This is a genomic window from Ruegeria sp. ABM4_193 (assembly GCF_056158705.1).
In genome coordinates, this window is the sequence record NZ_JBSWTT010000001.1 from 2,804,307 (window position 1) to 2,820,776 (window position 16,470).

The 16,470-nt window shown below is 57.7% G+C and carries 17 protein-coding genes; 8 read left to right on the top strand and 9 right to left on the bottom strand.

The genetic code is table 11. The annotated features are described in order from the left end of the window. Nucleotides 1-3 precede the first annotated feature (3 nt). Together ACXADZ_RS14020 and ACXADZ_RS14025 are read right to left on the bottom strand one after the other, a co-directional pair. The gene (locus tag ACXADZ_RS14020; RefSeq protein ID WP_475197233.1) at nt 4-1,806 is read right to left on the bottom strand and encodes a hypothetical protein; all 1,803 of its coding nucleotides are present in this window, start codon (nt 1,804-1,806) and stop codon (nt 4-6) included. 178 nt (nt 1,807-1,984) lie between these two features. Then, a complete protein-coding gene (locus ACXADZ_RS14025) occupies nt 1,985-2,446 on the bottom strand; it encodes a hypothetical protein (protein ID WP_171091651.1) in 462 nt (153 codons plus the stop codon). Nucleotides 2,447-2,800: 354 nt separating this feature from the next. Here ACXADZ_RS14025 and ACXADZ_RS14030 point away from each other — a divergent pair, with 354 nt between their 5' ends. Beyond that, nucleotides 2,801-3,379 carry a thymidine kinase gene (locus ACXADZ_RS14030; protein ID WP_171186377.1) on the top strand — a complete coding sequence of 193 codons (579 nt, stop codon included), beginning with the start codon at nt 2,801-2,803 and terminating at the stop codon, nt 3,377-3,379. Here ACXADZ_RS14030 and ACXADZ_RS14035 read toward each other — a convergent pair. The 5 genes from ACXADZ_RS14035 to ACXADZ_RS14055 all read right to left on the bottom strand — a co-directional run bounded on the left by ACXADZ_RS14035 (nt 3,376) and on the right by ACXADZ_RS14055 (nt 6,582). Further along, nucleotides 3,376-4,326 (bottom strand): 2-hydroxyacid dehydrogenase, encoded by a 951-nt coding sequence (locus tag ACXADZ_RS14035; protein ID WP_475197236.1) that lies wholly within the window; start codon nt 4,324-4,326, stop codon nt 3,376-3,378. The two genes, ACXADZ_RS14030 and ACXADZ_RS14035, sit on opposite strands and share 4 nt — an antisense overlap. Next, nucleotides 4,326-4,664, bottom strand: coding sequence for a tRNA-binding protein (locus ACXADZ_RS14040; protein ID WP_475197237.1), 339 nt, complete (start codon nt 4,662-4,664; stop codon nt 4,326-4,328). The genes ACXADZ_RS14035 and ACXADZ_RS14040 overlap by 1 nt, the downstream gene beginning before the upstream one ends. Beyond that, entirely contained in the window at nt 4,657-5,472 is an 816-nt protein-coding gene (proC, locus tag ACXADZ_RS14045) for a pyrroline-5-carboxylate reductase (RefSeq protein WP_171669488.1), read from the bottom strand. The genes ACXADZ_RS14040 and proC overlap by 8 nt, the downstream gene beginning before the upstream one ends. Nucleotides 5,473-5,511: 39 nt before the next feature. Then, nucleotides 5,512-6,012 (bottom strand): type III secretion system chaperone family protein, encoded by a 501-nt coding sequence (locus ACXADZ_RS14050; protein WP_171091662.1) that lies wholly within the window; start codon nt 6,010-6,012, stop codon nt 5,512-5,514. Nucleotides 6,013-6,333: 321 nt separating this feature from the next. Next, nucleotides 6,334-6,582, bottom strand: coding sequence for an accessory factor UbiK family protein (locus ACXADZ_RS14055; protein ID WP_171669487.1), 249 nt, complete (start codon nt 6,580-6,582; stop codon nt 6,334-6,336). 97 nt (nt 6,583-6,679) lie between these two features. On the opposite strand from ACXADZ_RS14055, the gene lgt reads away from it, so the two are divergent. The 4 genes from lgt to ACXADZ_RS14075 all read left to right on the top strand — a co-directional run bounded on the left by lgt (nt 6,680) and on the right by ACXADZ_RS14075 (nt 10,902). Further along, nucleotides 6,680-7,567, top strand: coding sequence for a prolipoprotein diacylglyceryl transferase (lgt, locus tag ACXADZ_RS14060; RefSeq protein WP_475197239.1), 888 nt, complete (start codon nt 6,680-6,682; stop codon nt 7,565-7,567). Continuing rightward, entirely contained in the window at nt 7,564-8,631 is a 1,068-nt protein-coding gene (locus tag ACXADZ_RS14065) for a class I SAM-dependent methyltransferase (RefSeq protein WP_475197240.1), read from the top strand. The genes lgt and ACXADZ_RS14065 overlap by 4 nt, the downstream gene beginning before the upstream one ends. Beyond that, the gene (gene pgeF / locus ACXADZ_RS14070) at nt 8,628-9,386 is read left to right on the top strand and encodes a peptidoglycan editing factor PgeF (RefSeq protein ID WP_475197243.1); all 759 of its coding nucleotides are present in this window, start codon (nt 8,628-8,630) and stop codon (nt 9,384-9,386) included. The genes ACXADZ_RS14065 and pgeF overlap by 4 nt, the downstream gene beginning before the upstream one ends. A gap of 733 nt (nt 9,387-10,119) precedes the next feature. After that, nucleotides 10,120-10,902: a Hint domain-containing protein gene (locus ACXADZ_RS14075; protein WP_475197245.1), complete on the top strand. Its 783-nt coding sequence runs from the start codon at nt 10,120-10,122 to the stop codon at nt 10,900-10,902. Between the two features lie 119 nt (nt 10,903-11,021). On the opposite strand, the gene ACXADZ_RS14080 is transcribed toward ACXADZ_RS14075, so the two are convergent. Further along, nucleotides 11,022-11,522: an Lrp/AsnC family transcriptional regulator gene (locus ACXADZ_RS14080; RefSeq protein ID WP_171091673.1), complete on the bottom strand. Its 501-nt coding sequence runs from the start codon at nt 11,520-11,522 to the stop codon at nt 11,022-11,024. A gap of 217 nt (nt 11,523-11,739) precedes the next feature. Here ACXADZ_RS14080 and trxB point away from each other — a divergent pair, with 217 nt between their 5' ends. Beyond that, the gene (gene trxB, locus ACXADZ_RS14085) at nt 11,740-12,681 is read left to right on the top strand and encodes a thioredoxin-disulfide reductase (RefSeq protein ID WP_171091675.1); all 942 of its coding nucleotides are present in this window, start codon (nt 11,740-11,742) and stop codon (nt 12,679-12,681) included. Nucleotides 12,682-12,751: 70 nt separating this feature from the next. On the opposite strand, the gene ACXADZ_RS14090 is transcribed toward trxB, so the two are convergent. Further along, the gene (locus tag ACXADZ_RS14090) at nt 12,752-13,000 is read right to left on the bottom strand and encodes a hypothetical protein (protein WP_475197247.1); all 249 of its coding nucleotides are present in this window, start codon (nt 12,998-13,000) and stop codon (nt 12,752-12,754) included. Between the two features lie 45 nt (nt 13,001-13,045). Here ACXADZ_RS14090 and ACXADZ_RS14095 point away from each other — a divergent pair, with 45 nt between their 5' ends. Together ACXADZ_RS14095 and ACXADZ_RS14100 are read left to right on the top strand one after the other, a co-directional pair. Continuing rightward, nucleotides 13,046-14,482 carry an adenylate/guanylate cyclase domain-containing protein gene (locus tag ACXADZ_RS14095; protein WP_475197249.1) on the top strand — a complete coding sequence of 479 codons (1,437 nt, stop codon included), beginning with the start codon at nt 13,046-13,048 and terminating at the stop codon, nt 14,480-14,482. 196 nt (nt 14,483-14,678) lie between these two features. Beyond that, nucleotides 14,679-16,397: a bifunctional sulfate adenylyltransferase/adenylylsulfate kinase gene (locus ACXADZ_RS14100; protein ID WP_475197253.1), complete on the top strand. Its 1,719-nt coding sequence runs from the start codon at nt 14,679-14,681 to the stop codon at nt 16,395-16,397. The last annotated feature ends 73 nt before the right edge of the window (nt 16,398-16,470 follow it).

Below are 16,470 nucleotides of genomic sequence, written 5' to 3' on the forward strand. Positions count from 1 at the left end.
CGCCTAATTTTCGGCCGTCACCTTGAAAATCTGGAACGCAGCGCCGGGTGCGCCCTGAATACTGCTGAGGTAATCAGGCACCTCGCCTTCGACCAGCCGAGTTTGTAGGCCATGCCCTTCCGACGCCCATGCCCAGAACTCAGCCCTTGGCGCTGACGTGCAGAGCATAACGTAGTCGACACCCAGCTCAGCCAAGCGCGGCGCGGCTTGCGAGGCTTCGACCCGGAACAGGTCAATTTGGGCCAGAATTCCAGCCTGATTCCGATGGTAGTTTCCGCCCAGAACCGAATGGTCCGTATATCGCAGCACATGCGCGGCAAAGTCGAAATCAACCAGAATCATGCCGCTGGGCAGACTTTGCAAAGCAGCGTAAGCTTGAGGCGTGCGGCAAGAGGCACCTGCTTCTGACGTATCCTGCCCAACAGCGGCGGTCGAAGCGGTGAACGAGGGTCGCGAAAGCGCGCCGATCTGTTCTTCCAAACTGATGCCGACTTTGGGCGAGGCGCAGATTACAAACGCCACCATCGCCAGACCGGCAGCCATTCGGCGATCCCGTGCGTAAGACACATAAAGCACGCGGAGAATCTGTGCCTGAACCGCCACAAGCGAAACGCTCAGGAAGGTCATCATTCGGCTCTGGTAGAGGAACACAACGAAACCGGCAGCAATCAGTACCAAAAACAAGGTGTAGCCCAATCTGGCCTGCGATCTTGCGGCGAAGGCAAGTGCCGCGCCCATCGAAAGAATGGACATGGCGATCAAAGCCACGGCTTCACCTCTGTGTCGCTCGAGCACGACTGAGATATTCTGAGCCTCAGCCACCTGGCTCAACCAGTAATCCAGCATATCCTGGGGCAGAGCGTCGATTGGATTGCTGAGACAATGGGGGGCAGACGCAAACGCAACGGCAAGTGTCACCACAGCAAGCGCCATGCAGGCCCCGAACCGACCCGGAACCGACCAGCCAGAGCCGATCCAGGCCGCAGCCAATAGTCCAAGCGCGGCAACACTTGCGGGCAGGGCCACGCTCAGGGTCAGTGCGTCACAGCTCGGGTATAAAAACCCTTCTCGACCGGTTGTGACAAAGCTGGTCAGCGCAAGTGTCGCTGTCAACGCAGTCGCGAAGGTCATTGTGCGCTGACGGGAAGACGCACCATTTGTAATCCAGTCGATGGCGCAAAACACAGCAATAAGGGCAACTTGAAGGATCGACTCGGTGCCGACAGACACTGAAAGCGCCAGGCAGACGCCCAGCAGCCCGGCGGCATAGGGCCTGTCTTTTCGTAGAACAAAAAACGCAAGCGCCGCTGCAAAAAGAAGGATCTGAAGATTGTGGTGATCGAACGAGAAATAATCGAACTTGCGAGAGTGTTCGAGTGTCAGAACTCCGATAACCAAAGCCGAAATAGCGCCCTCGCGCCCACCCAACACACCGCCTGTTACTGCAAAAGCCCAAAGGGTTAGCGCTGCCAACAGCGCAGGCCAAGCAAAGGCCGTGATCTGAAAGGCGATTTCCGGTGCCATAACCGCGCTCAGCACACTATAAAGCCCGGCGATCGGGGCATCGACCAAACGCGACCAATGCATCAGGGTGCCGTCGTCGGGTCCCAACCGATGCTGATAGGGGTCAAACCAGCCCTGCCCTTCCAAAAGGTCGCGCACACCAACCCAACGCATCACATCGTCAGATCCTTCGTAGTGGCCGCTGAGCGTCATCAGAACCACCAGCATCGCAAAGGCGCACAAGAAAGCCCACCGAACCAACGGGTCGGCGCAACTGCTATAACGCTTTTGCGATATCTGCATGCTTTTTAATCCTCGACAGCACAGTCTGCGCCAGAACTCTATCGCATGGGCGTGACTGAATTGAGGCACGCTGCACCGTGTGGGACCATGTTTTGACCGTAAATCAGTGTCACGCCATGAGGCCAAAGCAACCGGCGGTTTTCAGCCAGTGCGCGAGAACTCACCTAAGACGGTAAGCTCAGCTAACGCTTTCTTCTTCCAAGTGCAACTTCATCTCAATCAGGACCTGTTGCAACAGACTGGTTTCTTTCAGCAGCCGTTTGGCCTCGTTCACGGTAATAATGCCGTCTTCGATAGCAGCCTGATATTCTGTCATCAGCATCGCAAACCGCTGGCTGAGCGCGATCACATCCGAATTTACACCACCTGTGCGCGGTTCATCCGAGTTGCGATCGCCATATGAAAGAGTGATGTTCTTCAGGTCAGCCAAAGCAGATGTCACATGCGGATAAGACGCTGCATTTTCAAGGCGAGCCACTGCATCCACAGGCATGAATCTGTCCGCATGTTCAGCATTGTCGGAGTAATATCGCCCTAATGTGGCCTTCGATTTCCCCGTAATTTCACATGCCGCCTCGATTCCGACGTCCTTGACCAATGCTTCAGTGTGCTTCTTCAGATAGGCCCCGATATCTGCCATTTTTTTACCTTTGTTACCTGCAAACGCCCGCCCGATGTCCAAACGGGGGAAAGCGTCGGGAAATTTCCCATAACTGAGTCATAATTGAAATGTCATACATTGACTATCCCTCAGATAAGCGGGGGATTTTGTGAGTGAGTGGCGGCAGTTCAAGCCGGTAATGAGTGATTGCGAGGTGGTATTGTTTGGCCTCGCTGCGTTTTGGCCACATGTTGGCCGACGGCGTCGCTGTTGCAGATGTGGGGGTTCCATCCCCTAGAGCGTAGCTCGGCCTCTGCAGAAACAACGGCGACGTCGCTCCATCAAATTGATTGCTGTCTTGTTCCTTTCCGCCAAGCGATTTAGACCCGCGCCATGGCAAAGCTGTATTTCAACTATTCGACCATGAACGCGGGCAAATCGACCGTGTTGCTGCAAGCCTCGCACAACTATCGCGAGCGCGGGATGCAGACCTATCTGATGACGGCTGCTATTGACGGGCGTGCGGGCGCCGGTAGGATAGCCTCGCGTATCGGTATCTCGGAGCAAGCCGACACGTTCACTCCTGACGACGATGTATTCACTATGATTCAGAATCGCCTGAACGAAGGCGTGGTGGCGTGCGTGTTCATCGACGAGGCCCAGTTCCTGTCCGAAGAACAGGTTTGGCAGTTGGCACGCGCAGTCGATGATCTGAAAGTGCCAGTTTTGGCCTATGGGTTAAGGGTGGATTTTCAGGGAAAACTGTTCCCCGGATCAGCCGCCTTGCTGGCCCTTGCAGACGAGATGCGCGAGGTGCGCACAATCTGCAAATGCGGCCGCAAGGCCACAATGGTGATTCGTCAGGACGAAAACGGGAATGCCATCACCGAGGGTGCTCAGGTACAGATCGGCGGCAACGAGACCTATGTCTCGCTCTGCCGCAAGCACTGGCGTGAGGCGATGGGCGACTAAACCGGATTGGGCAGTGCCCTGCCTGCGACAAAGGCCGCGACGTTGTCCAGCGCCATGTGCCCCATGCTGCTGCGGACTTCTTCGGTGGCCGTACCCAGATGGGGCAGCAAGGTGACGTTTTCCATATCGCAAAGGGCCCGAGGTACTTTGGGTTCAAACTCGTAGACGTCCAGCCCCGCCCCTGCAATCTGACCGGATCGAAGCGCCGAGATCAGAGCCATTTCGTCCACGACCTCGCCCCGCGCAATGTTGACCAGGATGGCCGAAGCGCGCATCGCCTCAAGGACCTGAGCGTTGACCAGATGGCGAGTGTCGGCCCCGCCAGGAACCGCCAGCACAAGGAAGTCGACCGAGGCGGCCAGAGCCTGCAAATCGGGGATGAACTCTGCCGGGAAGTCCAAGTCCTTTGCGCTGCGGGACTGGTATGCCACCTGCATTCCGAACCCGAAATGACAACGCCGGGCAATGGCCTGCCCGATGCGGCCCATCCCAACAATGCCGACGCGCTTGCCGGTAACGTGATGTCCCAGCATCTGCGTCGGGTGCCACCCCTGCCACTGGCCCGATCGGACCAGCCGCTCGCCTTCGCCTGCGCGACGCGCCGTGGTCACCAGCAGGGTCATAGCGATGTCTGCCGTCGCATCGGTGACGGCACCAGGCGTGTTGGTCACCTCAACCCCTGCTGCGCGCGCGGCTTCGACGTCGATATGATTGTAGCCAACGCCGAAATTGGCCAACAGCTTGCAGCGCACTGTACCCGCATCTGCTAAAACCTGCGCCGAGAACAAATCGCCCAGTGTTGGCACAACAACGTCGAATTTCGTCAAAGCAGACAGCATCTCCAGCCGCGACAAGGGCAGAGTGTTTTCACGTATCTCTACGTCGAACTCGGTACGGGCGCGGGCCTCGACCGCCGGTGTCATTGGGCGCGTGATCAGCAGTTTCATCAGTGCATCCGTCCACCAGTTGGAACTTTGCCATCCGGTCCGATCAGAACGATCTCGCCGTTTTCATCGGGCAGGCCCAGCACCAGAACTTCGGACATGAACTTGCCGATCTGGCGCGGTGGAAAATTGACAACGGCCATGACCTGCTTGCCCACCAGAGCCGACGGATCGTAATGTGCCGTGATCTGAGCCGAGGTTTTGCGCTCGCCAATTTCGTCACCAAAGTCGATCCACATCTTGATCGCAGGCTTGCGGGCTTCGGGAAAGGGTTCGGCGCGGATCACCTCGCCCACACGGATGTCGACCTTGAGAAAGTCGTCGAATGAAATCTCACTCACGTGACAGCTCCTTGGATCGGTCAGTTGCGGCTTTGACGGCACGGTGAAGCAGATCGGGAAAGCCCTGCTCATCATGCATCAAAACTTCAAGCGCGGCCTGCGTAGTACCGTTTGGAGAGGTCACATTGACGCGCAGTTGCGTTGGATCATCCTCAGCCGCCATGGCCAACGCACCGGCCCCCGCGACCGTGGACTTGGCCAGTTTCATCGCCAGTTCTGCAGGCAAACCCTGCGCCTCACCCGCTGCGGCCAGAGTTTCGATCAGGTGGAAAACATAAGCCGGGCCAGAGCCGCTGAGGCCGGTCACGGCATCCATCTGCGCTTCATTGTCCAGACGAACGGTCTCGCCCACCGCCGACAGCAGGCTTTCAGCCAGTGTCAGATCATCTCCTGAGGCTTGGTTGTTGCCGATCAGTGCCGTGATACCCTGGCGGATCGCTGCAGGCGTGTTGGGCATCGCGCGAATGATCGGAGTGTCGTTGCCCAGAACGGTTTCAAATGTGGCAATCGATGTGCCTGCTGCCACCGAAACAAACAGGCTTTTACCACCGCCCAGCGCCTGAATGGCTGGCAATGCCTCGCCCATCATTTGCGGTTTAACGGCGACAAGTACCACAGCGGGCGCTTCGGGCAGTGGGGTGTTGATGTTGACACCCTGCGCTTTCAACCAGTCTGACGGGTACGGATCGATCACCCAAACGGACGCTGGCGGAAGGCCGTGTTCCAGCCATCCCGCCAGCATTGCGGACCCCATCTTTCCGCACCCCAGAAGCACAAGCCCCTGTTCGGCCACACGCGTCATGTCCATTTGCCCCTCCCGCGTTACATATCGGTCTGGGGCAAAGCTTTACGCCCGGCCGTAGGCCTCTGCAATGGCCACTTGCATGGCTTCTTCTGGCTCTCGATTACCCCAAGTCACCAGTTGGATCGCCGGATAATACCGCTCGGCGCTCATGACAGCGGCTGTGATCATCGTGTTGATCTGATCCGCGCTGGCTGTCTGTCCCCCTGCAAGGACCAGCCCATAGCGGTAGACCATAAGCTTTTGGTTTGCCCAATAGGTAAAGGCACCTGCCCAGCACTGGTCATTCATCTTGTTGAGCAACTCATAGAGCTGCATTTCACGCTCGGCCGGCGGCTCCATTTCGAACGAGCACACCATGCGCAGCGTTTCGTCATAGTTGGACCAGGCCAGAGTGATCGAATAGGTCCGCCACTGGCCTTCGACGGCCATGGCAATCTGATCGTCCCCAATGCGATCAAAATCCCAGTCGTGATGTTCGGCCAGATGTTCAACAATGTCGATCGGATGAATGTCTTCTTCGAGATACTGCTCGGAAAGGGCCATAATGCCACCTCACTAATCTCTAGCATTTTGGGGCTGGCAGCGCCCCAGCGCTAGTTGCCTGCTCTACAAGCCGGGCTTCCCCCGTGGGCCTGTACTAAATATGGTGCGATGTGGCGTGAGTTCTGGCAACCCTATTTCTTGGGGATAACAGCAATAAGTTGTGGACAGTCGGCAACGGCGATCAAAATATTGGCAGTCGCACGAGCTTTGTCTTGATTAAATTCTGCGACGCGTCAAAATACACGTCACCGCACAATCCGGGCTGGATTGCGCGGCTTTAAGCTTTGTCCAGACAATTTGAAAACGGAAAACGCCCGGGCGTTATTTTTCCAGTTTCGCCTCGAGCGCAGCAATACGCGCCTCAAGCGCTGCATTTTCTTCGCGCGCTTTCTGGGCCATGGCGCGGACAGCGTCAAATTCTTCGCGGGTAACGAAATCGCGGTCGGCCAGCCAGCGGTCGATCATCGACTTCATCGCGTTCTCGGCCTCTTCCCGCGCGCCTTGCGCTACGCCCATGGCGTTGGTCATCAGTTGGGACACGTCGTCCAGGATCTTGTTGCGGGTCTGCATGTGTACACTCCGGTCTCACGGTTTATCTGTATATGGGCAAAGAATGGCGCAGGCTCAAGGTTGACTTGCCCTGCAAACCCCGGGCAATGAGACGCACATGCAGGCTGTTCTGAACTTCCCCGATCTGTCGCCCGAATTGTTCTCGATCTCATTGTTCGGGATGGAGTTCGCGTTAAGGTGGTATGCGCTGGCCTATATTGCCGGAATTCTGATCGCCTGGCGACTTGCCGTTGTGGCGCTGCGGCGTCCTGCCCTATGGCCCGCGGATTCCCCTCCGATGAAACCGGATCAGCTGGAGGATCTGGTCACCTGGATCATTCTGGGCGTGATTCTGGGTGGCAGGCTTGGCTTTGTCCTGTTTTATCAGCCAGCCTATTACTTATCGAACCCGTTAGAGATTCTGAAAGTCTGGCAAGGCGGCATGGCGTTTCATGGCGGCCTGCTGGGCGTTATCCTCGCGTCCTACATGTTTGCCCGCCGACATCAGATCCCCTCCCTGTCGCTGGGCGATCTGGTCGCCTATACCGTTCCGCCCGGCCTGCTGTTGGGGCGGCTGGCCAACTTCGTCAATGCAGAACTGTGGGGCCGACCAAGTGAGCTACCTTGGGCCGTGATTTTCCCCGGCTTCGCCGCACAGGATTGTCCCGGCGTGGTTGCGGGAATGTGCGCAAGGCACCCGTCACAACTGTATGAAGCCGCGCTTGAGGGCGTGTTGTTGGGCACATTGCTGCTGTGGCTGGTCTATCGCAGAGGGGCCTTTAAAAAACCGGGCATGATCATGGGCCTGTTTCTGGCGGGATATGGCGCGTCGCGTTTTATTGTCGAGTTCTTCCGTCAACCGGATGCTCAGTTCGTGTCACCCGGCAACCCGCTGGGGCTGGCCTGGCATGTGGGCGGCTATGGCCTGACCATGGGTCAAATCCTGTCGCTGCCGATGATCGCGATTGGCCTTTGGTTCGCCCTGCGCGCGCGGCGAGCGACATGACCCTGACCGATCATCTGGTCGCCCGCATTCGGCAGGATGGGCCGATGAGCGTGGCAGACTACATGGCCGAATGCCTGTTGCACCCCACGCTGGGCTACTACACAACCCGCGATCCACTCGGGACCAAGGGGGATTTCACCACCGCGCCCGAGATCAGCCAGATGTTTGGAGAACTGGTTGGGTTGTCTTTGGCGCAATGCTGGATGGATCAGGGAAAGCCTGCGCCGTTTACCTTATGCGAGCTGGGTCCGGGGCGCGGCACACTTATGGCCGACATTCTACGCGCGACGCGGGGTGTACCCGGGTTCCACGATGCAGCAAGAGTGACACTGGTCGAGGTCTCACCGGCGTTGAAACAGGTGCAGGCCGAGACCCTGAAGGATTACGCGCCGACCTGGATAGACAGCGTCGCAGACCTGCCGGACCAGCCTCTGTTCTTGGTGGCAAACGAATTCTTTGATGCCCTGCCTATTCGTCAGTTTCTGCGTGATGGCGACGGGTGGAGTGAACGCTTGGTGGGTGAGCGGGACGGCGCGCTGCTGTTTGGGCGGGGCCCAATCGGGCCGCAAGCAGCGTTGAAGGACAGGCTTGCAGACACTAAAGACGGTGATCTGATCGAGCTATGTGCGGCAGCGATTCCCATTTTGACCGTGATTGCTGGCCGGATCGCCAGCCATGGTGGTGCGGCTCTGATCGTCGATTATGGCGACTGGCATTCGCTGGGCGACACGTTGCAGGCCCTGCAAAACCACGAACGCACTGAACCTCTGGCGGCACCGGGTCAGGCCGATCTGACTGCACATGTGGATTTTGAGCCTTTGGCCGAAGCATCCCGTGCCTGTGGGTGTCGCCATACACGCGTGACACCTCAGGGCGTGTTTCTGGAGCGGCTTGGAATCACAGCGCGCGCGCAGGCATTGTCCAAGGCGCTGAGCGGTTCTGAGCTGGATGTATTGATTGCCGCGCATCGCCGGTTGACGCACCCGGATGAAATGGGAAATCTGTTCAAAGTGATGGGCCTTTTCCCGGCCTATGCCGCCCCAACGCCAGGACTAGAGCCATGACACTGGAAATTCTGACCTCAGACTTGCTGTCGCCAATGCGTCATGGGTTCTTTACCCGTCGCGGCGGGGCCTCGTCCGGCATCTTTGGCGGTTTGAATTGCGGCTATGGCTCGTCTGACCAGACTGAGGTCGTGGCGCTGAACCGCAAGCGGGTGGCGGACGCAATGGAGGTTACACCCGAGGCGATGATCGGTGTGCATCAGGTCCATTCTCCGACAGTTCTGACAGTTGAAGGCCCGGTTCAGGGCGAACGGCCCAAGGCGGATGCAATCGTCACTGCGACCCCCGGCCTCGCGTTGACGATTCTCACTGCGGATTGTCAGCCGGTTCTGTTTGCGGACCCAAATGCTCAGGTAATCGGCGCCGCCCATGCGGGCTGGCGCGGGGCGTTGGACGGCGTGCTAGAAGCCACGCTGGATGCCATGGAAGCGCTTGGTGCCACTCGAAACGACATCAGTGCCGTGATCGGCCCCAGCATTTCGCAACGCGCATATGAAGTGGGTCCCGAGTTTCTGGACGCATTCATCGCCGATTCTCCAGAAAACACGCAGTTCTTTGCAAACGGGCAGGATGATCGGCTGCAATTCGACCTGCCTTCTTTTGGCCTGCACAGGCTGCGGCAGGCTGGCGTTGGGCAATCAGAGTGGACCCGACATTGCACCTATTCCGACCCGGATCGGTTCTATTCCTACCGCCGTGCAACGCACAGGAACGAGGCCGATTACGGCAGGCTGATCTCGGTCATAAGATTGTGATTCAAACCCAGATTTAGGCACCCCGCCACTTTTCCGCCACATTTGTTGTGTTTACCAGACTCAAGATTCGTAACGAGTTTTGCCAGCAATCAGATGGGTATCTGACGTTCGTGCTTTGAACGCTGGCGTGTTGAGTGAAAGGACTGCGCCTATTTATTTCTTGTCTGCAAAACATCCCTGTTAAGCCTTATCCGTGCCGCAAATCGCCGTCACAAAAGGTTCATGAAGGATGTGGGAATGACCTTCCCGCGCAATGCAGGACCAGAAACATGAAACCCAAATCCCGCTTTCTCAAAGCCATGGTAGCCGCCACTCGGGACCATAAGCTGGAAATGCCGTGGAAACGGGTATCAAGCCATTCTGCCAGGGTTGCCAGCCGTATTGCGGCCCGGCGATGAAGCAGGAGAACCCCAAGACCAAGCTGCCGGTCTGAATACGGGGTAAACGCAAATCGGGCAGGCTCCGGCCCGATGTCGCGTAAGTCGTAAGTAAAAATTTACGACTTTTTTCAGGAGTTTGTGTGTGTGCGGGCAATTGCCGCCCGTGAAGTACGAGTTTGTCTGGGGGGTCAATGTGTTGACCATTGGAAAGCGAGATTTTGTCGCCATGCGGGGCCAGAACGGTCACCGTCCAAGGGTCTTCCATTCGTTTCAAGACAAAGAACCTGTTCGTCAGGTGGGCCTGTACGGGGGTACGCCAGGCCTGTTCGGACATTTGAGGGGACGGAATATTAATGACTATTCCTAATTCATTGGCCCGTGCGGCCAGAAATGCCATCGAAACGTCGGCCATTTTGCGGGAAGCACCGCGGCCGGTCGCAAAGCCCAAGGCGCAGCTGCGCCGATACGAAGTCAGCAGCCTGCTGCCAAACGGAGACGTGGCTCAAACCCGTCACATCGCACCCGCTCTGCCGATGTTTGAAGACGCCTTTTGCGCCTTTTCGCGCGGATCGCTGGTTGAAACGGAACACGGACCGATTGCGATTGAGGACCTGATGCCAGGCGACACAGTTCTGACGCAGGATGGCAGTTCACAAACCGTGCTATGGAAGGGGTCGGTCACTCTGATCCCGGGGCGCGAGGATTCACGTGGGCGGACCCGCCCACTGACTCGGATCATGGCTGACACGTTTGGGATGCAAAAGCCGATGTCGGGCGTAATCGCCGGACCAGCGGCGCGAATCGTCGGGGCTCCGGGGCATTTGCGGCATCTGCATGGCGGGGAACCGATTCTAACGCCGGTCTCTGAATTTCAGGATGGTATGGGCGTGATTGAAACAATGCCGCCAACGCCAGTCGAACTGTTTCACATTTGCCTCAAACGGCATTCCGTTATTCGTGTAGATGGTTTACAGTTCGAGACATATCACCCAGGTGTGAACGCGGTTCGCATGATCAGCCATTCGTTGCGGTCGATTTATCTGAACCTGTTCGCTCACATCGAGTCGCTCAACGATTTTGGTCCGCTGCTGATGCCGCGCGCCGGAGATGGTGAGATCGACGCGATGTCAGCCTGAGTGTGATAATAGGTACTGCATTATGGGGGGCATCATGCAGCTGGTACTAAGTTGGGTTCTATCCCTTGCGGTGGCTGCGATGCTGCCACCAAACACCGCACATCCGAAACGTGTCGGCGTTACGCCATCCGGTTCATACGGTCTTCCAGAACGTCGAACGGCACGCCTGGCTCGTCTTTTGCGCCGCGGATAACAAGCGAAGTCTTGACGCTGGCCACGTTCGGCGTGGTCAGCAGTTCGCCGGTCAAAAACTGCTGGAAACTGCTAAGATCGGGTGCGACGCATTTCAGAATGAAGTCCACTTCGCCATTTAGCATGTGGCATTCCCGAACCAGCGGCCATTCGCGGCAGCGTTCCTCGAACGCGCGCAGTTCGGTTTCGGCCTGGCTGTCCAGCCCGACCATGGCAAACACCTGCACTTCGAATCCAAGCTCACGTGAATTGACCTCGGCATGATAGCCGGTGATATAGCCGGATTCTTCCAGTGTGCGCACCCGGCGCAAGCAAGGTGGAGCCGAGATGCCAACTCTTTTGGCCAGTTCGACATTGGTCATGCGACCGTCTGCCTGCAATTCCGCCAGAATCTTGCGATCAATTTCATCCAGCCGAGTCGTGACCATAAAATGCTCCTGATTTTTGCGGTTCTTATATCAGCCCCCTAGGCGCGCGCAATAATGTTTCGCACATGCGCAATTTTCTTTGTTTTCAAATCGCTCAATTCCTTCCAGTGCAGTGCACAGGGCCATGATCAGGATGGGGGTTTAAGCCGGGTCGGTCGGGCGCTATATCGGGGCAACGGGCTAACGGCCCAATTCAAGCAATTCGAGCGGGGTTAGCATGGCCGACACACGACACACCAAGGTTCTGATCATCGGGTCAGGGCCCGCAGGATACACCGCAGGGGTTTATGCAAGCCGTGCCATGCTGGAGCCTATTCTGGTTCAGGGGATCGAGCCCGGCGGCCAATTAACCACGACTACCGAAGTTGAAAACTGGCCCGGCGATACCGAGGTTCAGGGCCCGGACCTGATGGTGCGCATGCAGGACCATGCAAAGGCGATGGGTTGTGAAGTGATCGGCGACATCATCAGCGATCTGGACCTCAGCCAGCGCCCCTTCACCGCCAAAGGCGACAGTGGCACAACATACACCGCAGATGCGGTTATCCTGGCCACTGGCGCGCGCGCCAAATGGCTTGGCCTACCGTCTGAAGAGAAATTCAAAGGCTTTGGTGTATCGGCCTGCGCCACTTGTGACGGGTTCTTCTATCGCGGGCAGGAAATCGTGGTGATCGGCGGCGGCAACACTGCTGTGGAAGAGGCCCTATTCCTAACCAACTTCGCCAGCAAAGTCACTTTGATCCACCGCCGCGATGAGTTGCGGGCGGAAAAGATCCTGCAAGACCGGCTGATGAAAAACGAAAAGATCGAACCGTTGTGGTTCCACGAGTTGGACGAAGTGATCGGCACTGACGCGCCTTTGGGTGTGGAAGGCGTGCGCGTCAAACATGTCAAAACCGGCGAGATTACAGAGATCCCGTGCAAAGGTGTTTTTGTTGCCATCGGTCACGCCCCGGCGAACGAGCTGGTCAAGGACACGCTGGAAACCCATATGGGCGGCTATGTCGTGACCAAGCCGGGCACTACTGAGACTTCGGTTCCGGGTGTATTCGCGGCAGGTGATCTGACAGACCACGTTTACCGTCAGGCCGTCACTAGTGCCGGTATGGGCTGCATGGCCGCGCTGGATGCCGAACGTTTCCTGGCCGAAAACGAATAATAGCGATCTTTGGTCCTCGACACGGGTTGGGGACCACGCCGTGCCGCCTTGACCCTGTCACAGTGCCGTATCAGGATTGTCGAAAGACAGGCGAAAAACGGGTGAGCTTTTGAACAACGCTCTTTGGCGCGGCGGGTGGGCAACCCGACTTCGGATCGGCAGCGGCCTGATCCTGTTTGTCTTTGCGTTTTTTCACTTCATCAACATCGGCCTGGGCCTGTTTCATACCGATTATCTGCACGGTATGCAGGACGGCCGGAAAGAGGTGACGCGCCACGACGCCATAAGCGTACTTCTCTACGCGGCGCTGTTCGTTCATGCCGGTCTTGCCCTCGTGTCTATCGCGCAGCGCAGGACATTGCGCATGCCATTCAGCACAGCACTTCAAGTCGTGCTGGGCCTGCTGATCCCTTTGCAACTGATCTCGCACATTATTCACACCCGGGTTGCGCATGAGGTTTATGACGTCAATGACGAGATGGGGTACATTATCATCCTGATGTGGCCCAGCATTGCGGTCTGGATGCAAAGTGCGCTGCTTCTGATCGTCTGGGTGCATGGGTGCATCGGCCTGCATATGTGGCTGCGACTGACCAAATGGTGGTCGCGTTCCGTACCTTATCTGATCGGCGTCGCGGTCTTTGTTCCACTGTTCGCACTGGCTGGCCTGCTGACCGAAGGGCGCCGCATCTGGGCCGATTTTTCTGACGAATTCCTGCGCGAGCAGTATATCGAGCATTATAACTGGCCGTCCCCCGAAGCCTTTCAGACGCTGTTCAGCGTCAAAGACAACGCCCTGATGGCCTTTTGGATGGCTTTGGGCGTAACGGGCCTCGTGTTCATTGGGCGTAAATTATGGCGGCGCAGGCATTCCGTACGTGTCTCCTATGCCCGAGGACCCGAAGTGGTCGCGGAAAAGGGCATGACATTGCTTGAGATTTCCCAAGCCAACGGCGTCCCCCATGCGGCCTTGTGTGGTGGCAAAGGACGCTGCACAACATGCCGTGTCATAGTCGAAGACGGCGGCAACGCGTTGCCGCCACCCAGCGAGGTCGAGGCGCGCAGTCTGGCTGCGGTTGGCGCTTCGCCCCAGACGCGGCTGGCATGCCAGATCCGCCCCACAGAGCCGACCACCGTTTTCCGTGTCTTCCGACCAGATGGAGGACGCATTCGTGGACACGCCAGCCAGGGAGAGGAACGTCAATTGGCGGTTCTGTTTCTGGATATGCGAGGCTTTACCGCCCGCACAACGGGGCAGCTGCCCTATGACATCGTGTTTTTACTGAACCGGTTTTTTGATGCGGTGGTGCCCGCCATTGCAGGCGAAGGCGGAATCGTGGATAAATATATGGGCGACGGGCTGCTGGCGGTTTTTGAAAAACGCGATGCGGCAACCTCGGCCCGCGCCGGGTTAAATGCGGCGATCGCGATCAGCCGGGCGCTGGATCTGTTCAACGAACAGCTTGAGGCTGAAGGAAGCCCCGGAATACGCATCGGTATGGGACTGCATCTTGGCGATCTGGTCGTGGGCGAAATCGGCGCGCAAGGTCACGCCGCAAAAACAATCATCGGTGATGCAGTCAATGTGGCCAGCCGCCTGGAAAGCGAAACCAAAGCTCTGGGCGTCGAACTGCTGGTTTCCGACGAATTGCTGCGCGCCGCAGGTGTGGATGTGGCACAAACAGAGATCAGAGCTTTCGAACTGCGTGGTGTATCGGCACCGATTCCCGCCCTGCCAGTGATGCGCGCCTCGCAACTAGAGCCAAACGGACAAAAACAGGAACAGTCATACTCTGCCTAAGGGAATTCATTCCATTCCGAAGAACCATGTCACACGGCGTGCTTCCACGTTAGAAATTCCTTCCAATTCGGAAAAAATCAGCGCATATCCTCCTTTGTTTCATTGACGCCGGTGGACTTTGCCCAACAGTCAGTGCAAATGCCCCGAAAACGCCTGATACCCACTGGCTAATCAACACTGCGATAAGAGTATTCCAATGACGATGTTAAGCAATCTGGCCCCGATCCCAGAACTTTATGTGTCCTACGAGTCCGCCCAGAAACTGAAGGTTGAGGCGGCGGATCTGACCAGCCATGACCTGAGCCCGCGCCAGATCTGCGATCTGGAACTGCTGATGAATGGCGGGTTCAACCCTCTGAAAGGGTTCCTGGCCGAGGCCGACTATGACGGTGTGGTCGAGAATATGCGTCTGGCCGATGGTACGCTCTGGCCGATGCCGATCACGCTGGATGTCAGCGAAGACTTTGCCGACAGCATCCAGCTGGGCCAGGACATCGCCCTGCGCGATCAGGAAGGCGTGATCCTTGCCACCATGACCGTGACCGACCGCTGGACGCCGGACAAGGCGCGCGAGGCCGAGAAGGTGTTCGGCGCAGACGACGACGCACACCCCGCAGTCAACTATCTGCACAACGTGGCCGGTAAGGTCTATCTGGGCGGTCCGGTGACGGGTATTCAACAGCCCGTTCACTATGACTTCCGCGCCCGCCGCGATACACCGAACGAACTGCGCGCCTATTTCCGCAAGCTGGGTTGGCGCCGCATCGTGGCCTTCCAGACCCGCAACCCGCTGCACCGCGCGCATCAGGAACTGACCTTCCGCGCCGCGAAGGAAGCACAGGCCAACCTGCTGATCCACCCTGTGGTAGGCATGACCAAGCCCGGAGACGTGGATCACTTCACCCGTGTCCGTTGCTATGAGGCTGTACTGGACAAGTACCCAGCCTCGACCACCTCGATGTCGTTGTTGAACCTGGCGATGCGCATGGCGGGCCCGCGCGAGGCGGTCTGGCACGGTCTGATCCGCGCCAACCACGGTTGCACGCACTTCATCGTCGGGCGCGATCATGCTGGTCCGGGGAAGAATTCAGCCGGGGAAGACTTCTATGGCCCCTATGACGCGCAGGACTTGTTCCGCCAATACCAAGATGAAATTGGCGTCGAGATGGTTGATTTCAAACACATGGTTTATGTGCAGGAACGCGCCCAATACGAGCCGAATGACGAGATTCTCGATAAGGATGATGTCACCATCCTGAACATCAGCGGCACAGAACTGCGCCGCCGTCTGGCCGAGGGGTTGGAAATCCCGGAATGGTTCTCGTTCCCAGAGGTTGTGGCCGAACTGCGCAAAACCAAGCCGCCACGCAGCCAACAGGGCTTTACCGTGTTCTTCACCGGCTTCTCAGGCTCGGGCAAGTCGACCATCGCCAACGCGCTCATGGTCAAGCTGATGGAAATGGGTGGCCGTCCAGTGACGCTGCTTGACGGCGACATCGTGCGTAAGAACCTGTCGTCAGAACTGGGTTTCTCGAAAGAGCACCGCGACCTGAACATCCGCCGCATCGGCTACGTGGCATCCGAGATCACCAAAAACGGTGGTATCGCCATCTGTGCACCGATCGCCCCATACGCCACCACACGCCGGGCGGTTCGGGAAGAGATCGAACAGTTCGGTGCCTTCTGTGAAGTACATGTTGCGACCTCGATTGAGGAATGCGAACGCCGTGACCGCAAGGGCCTCTACAAACTGGCGCGCGAGGGCAAGATCAAAGAGTTCACCGGCATCTCTGACCCCTATGACGTGCCCCAGAACCCAGAGTTGTCCGTCGAGACAGAGAATGTCGACGTCGACAACTGTGCCCATCAGGTGCTGTTGAAACTGGAAAGCATGGGCCTGATCGCTGCAAGCTGACACCAGCGCACCAAGACCTTTCGGCCTCCGGTTTCCGGGGGCCGTTTTTGTTTGTCCTGATTGACAAGCGCTG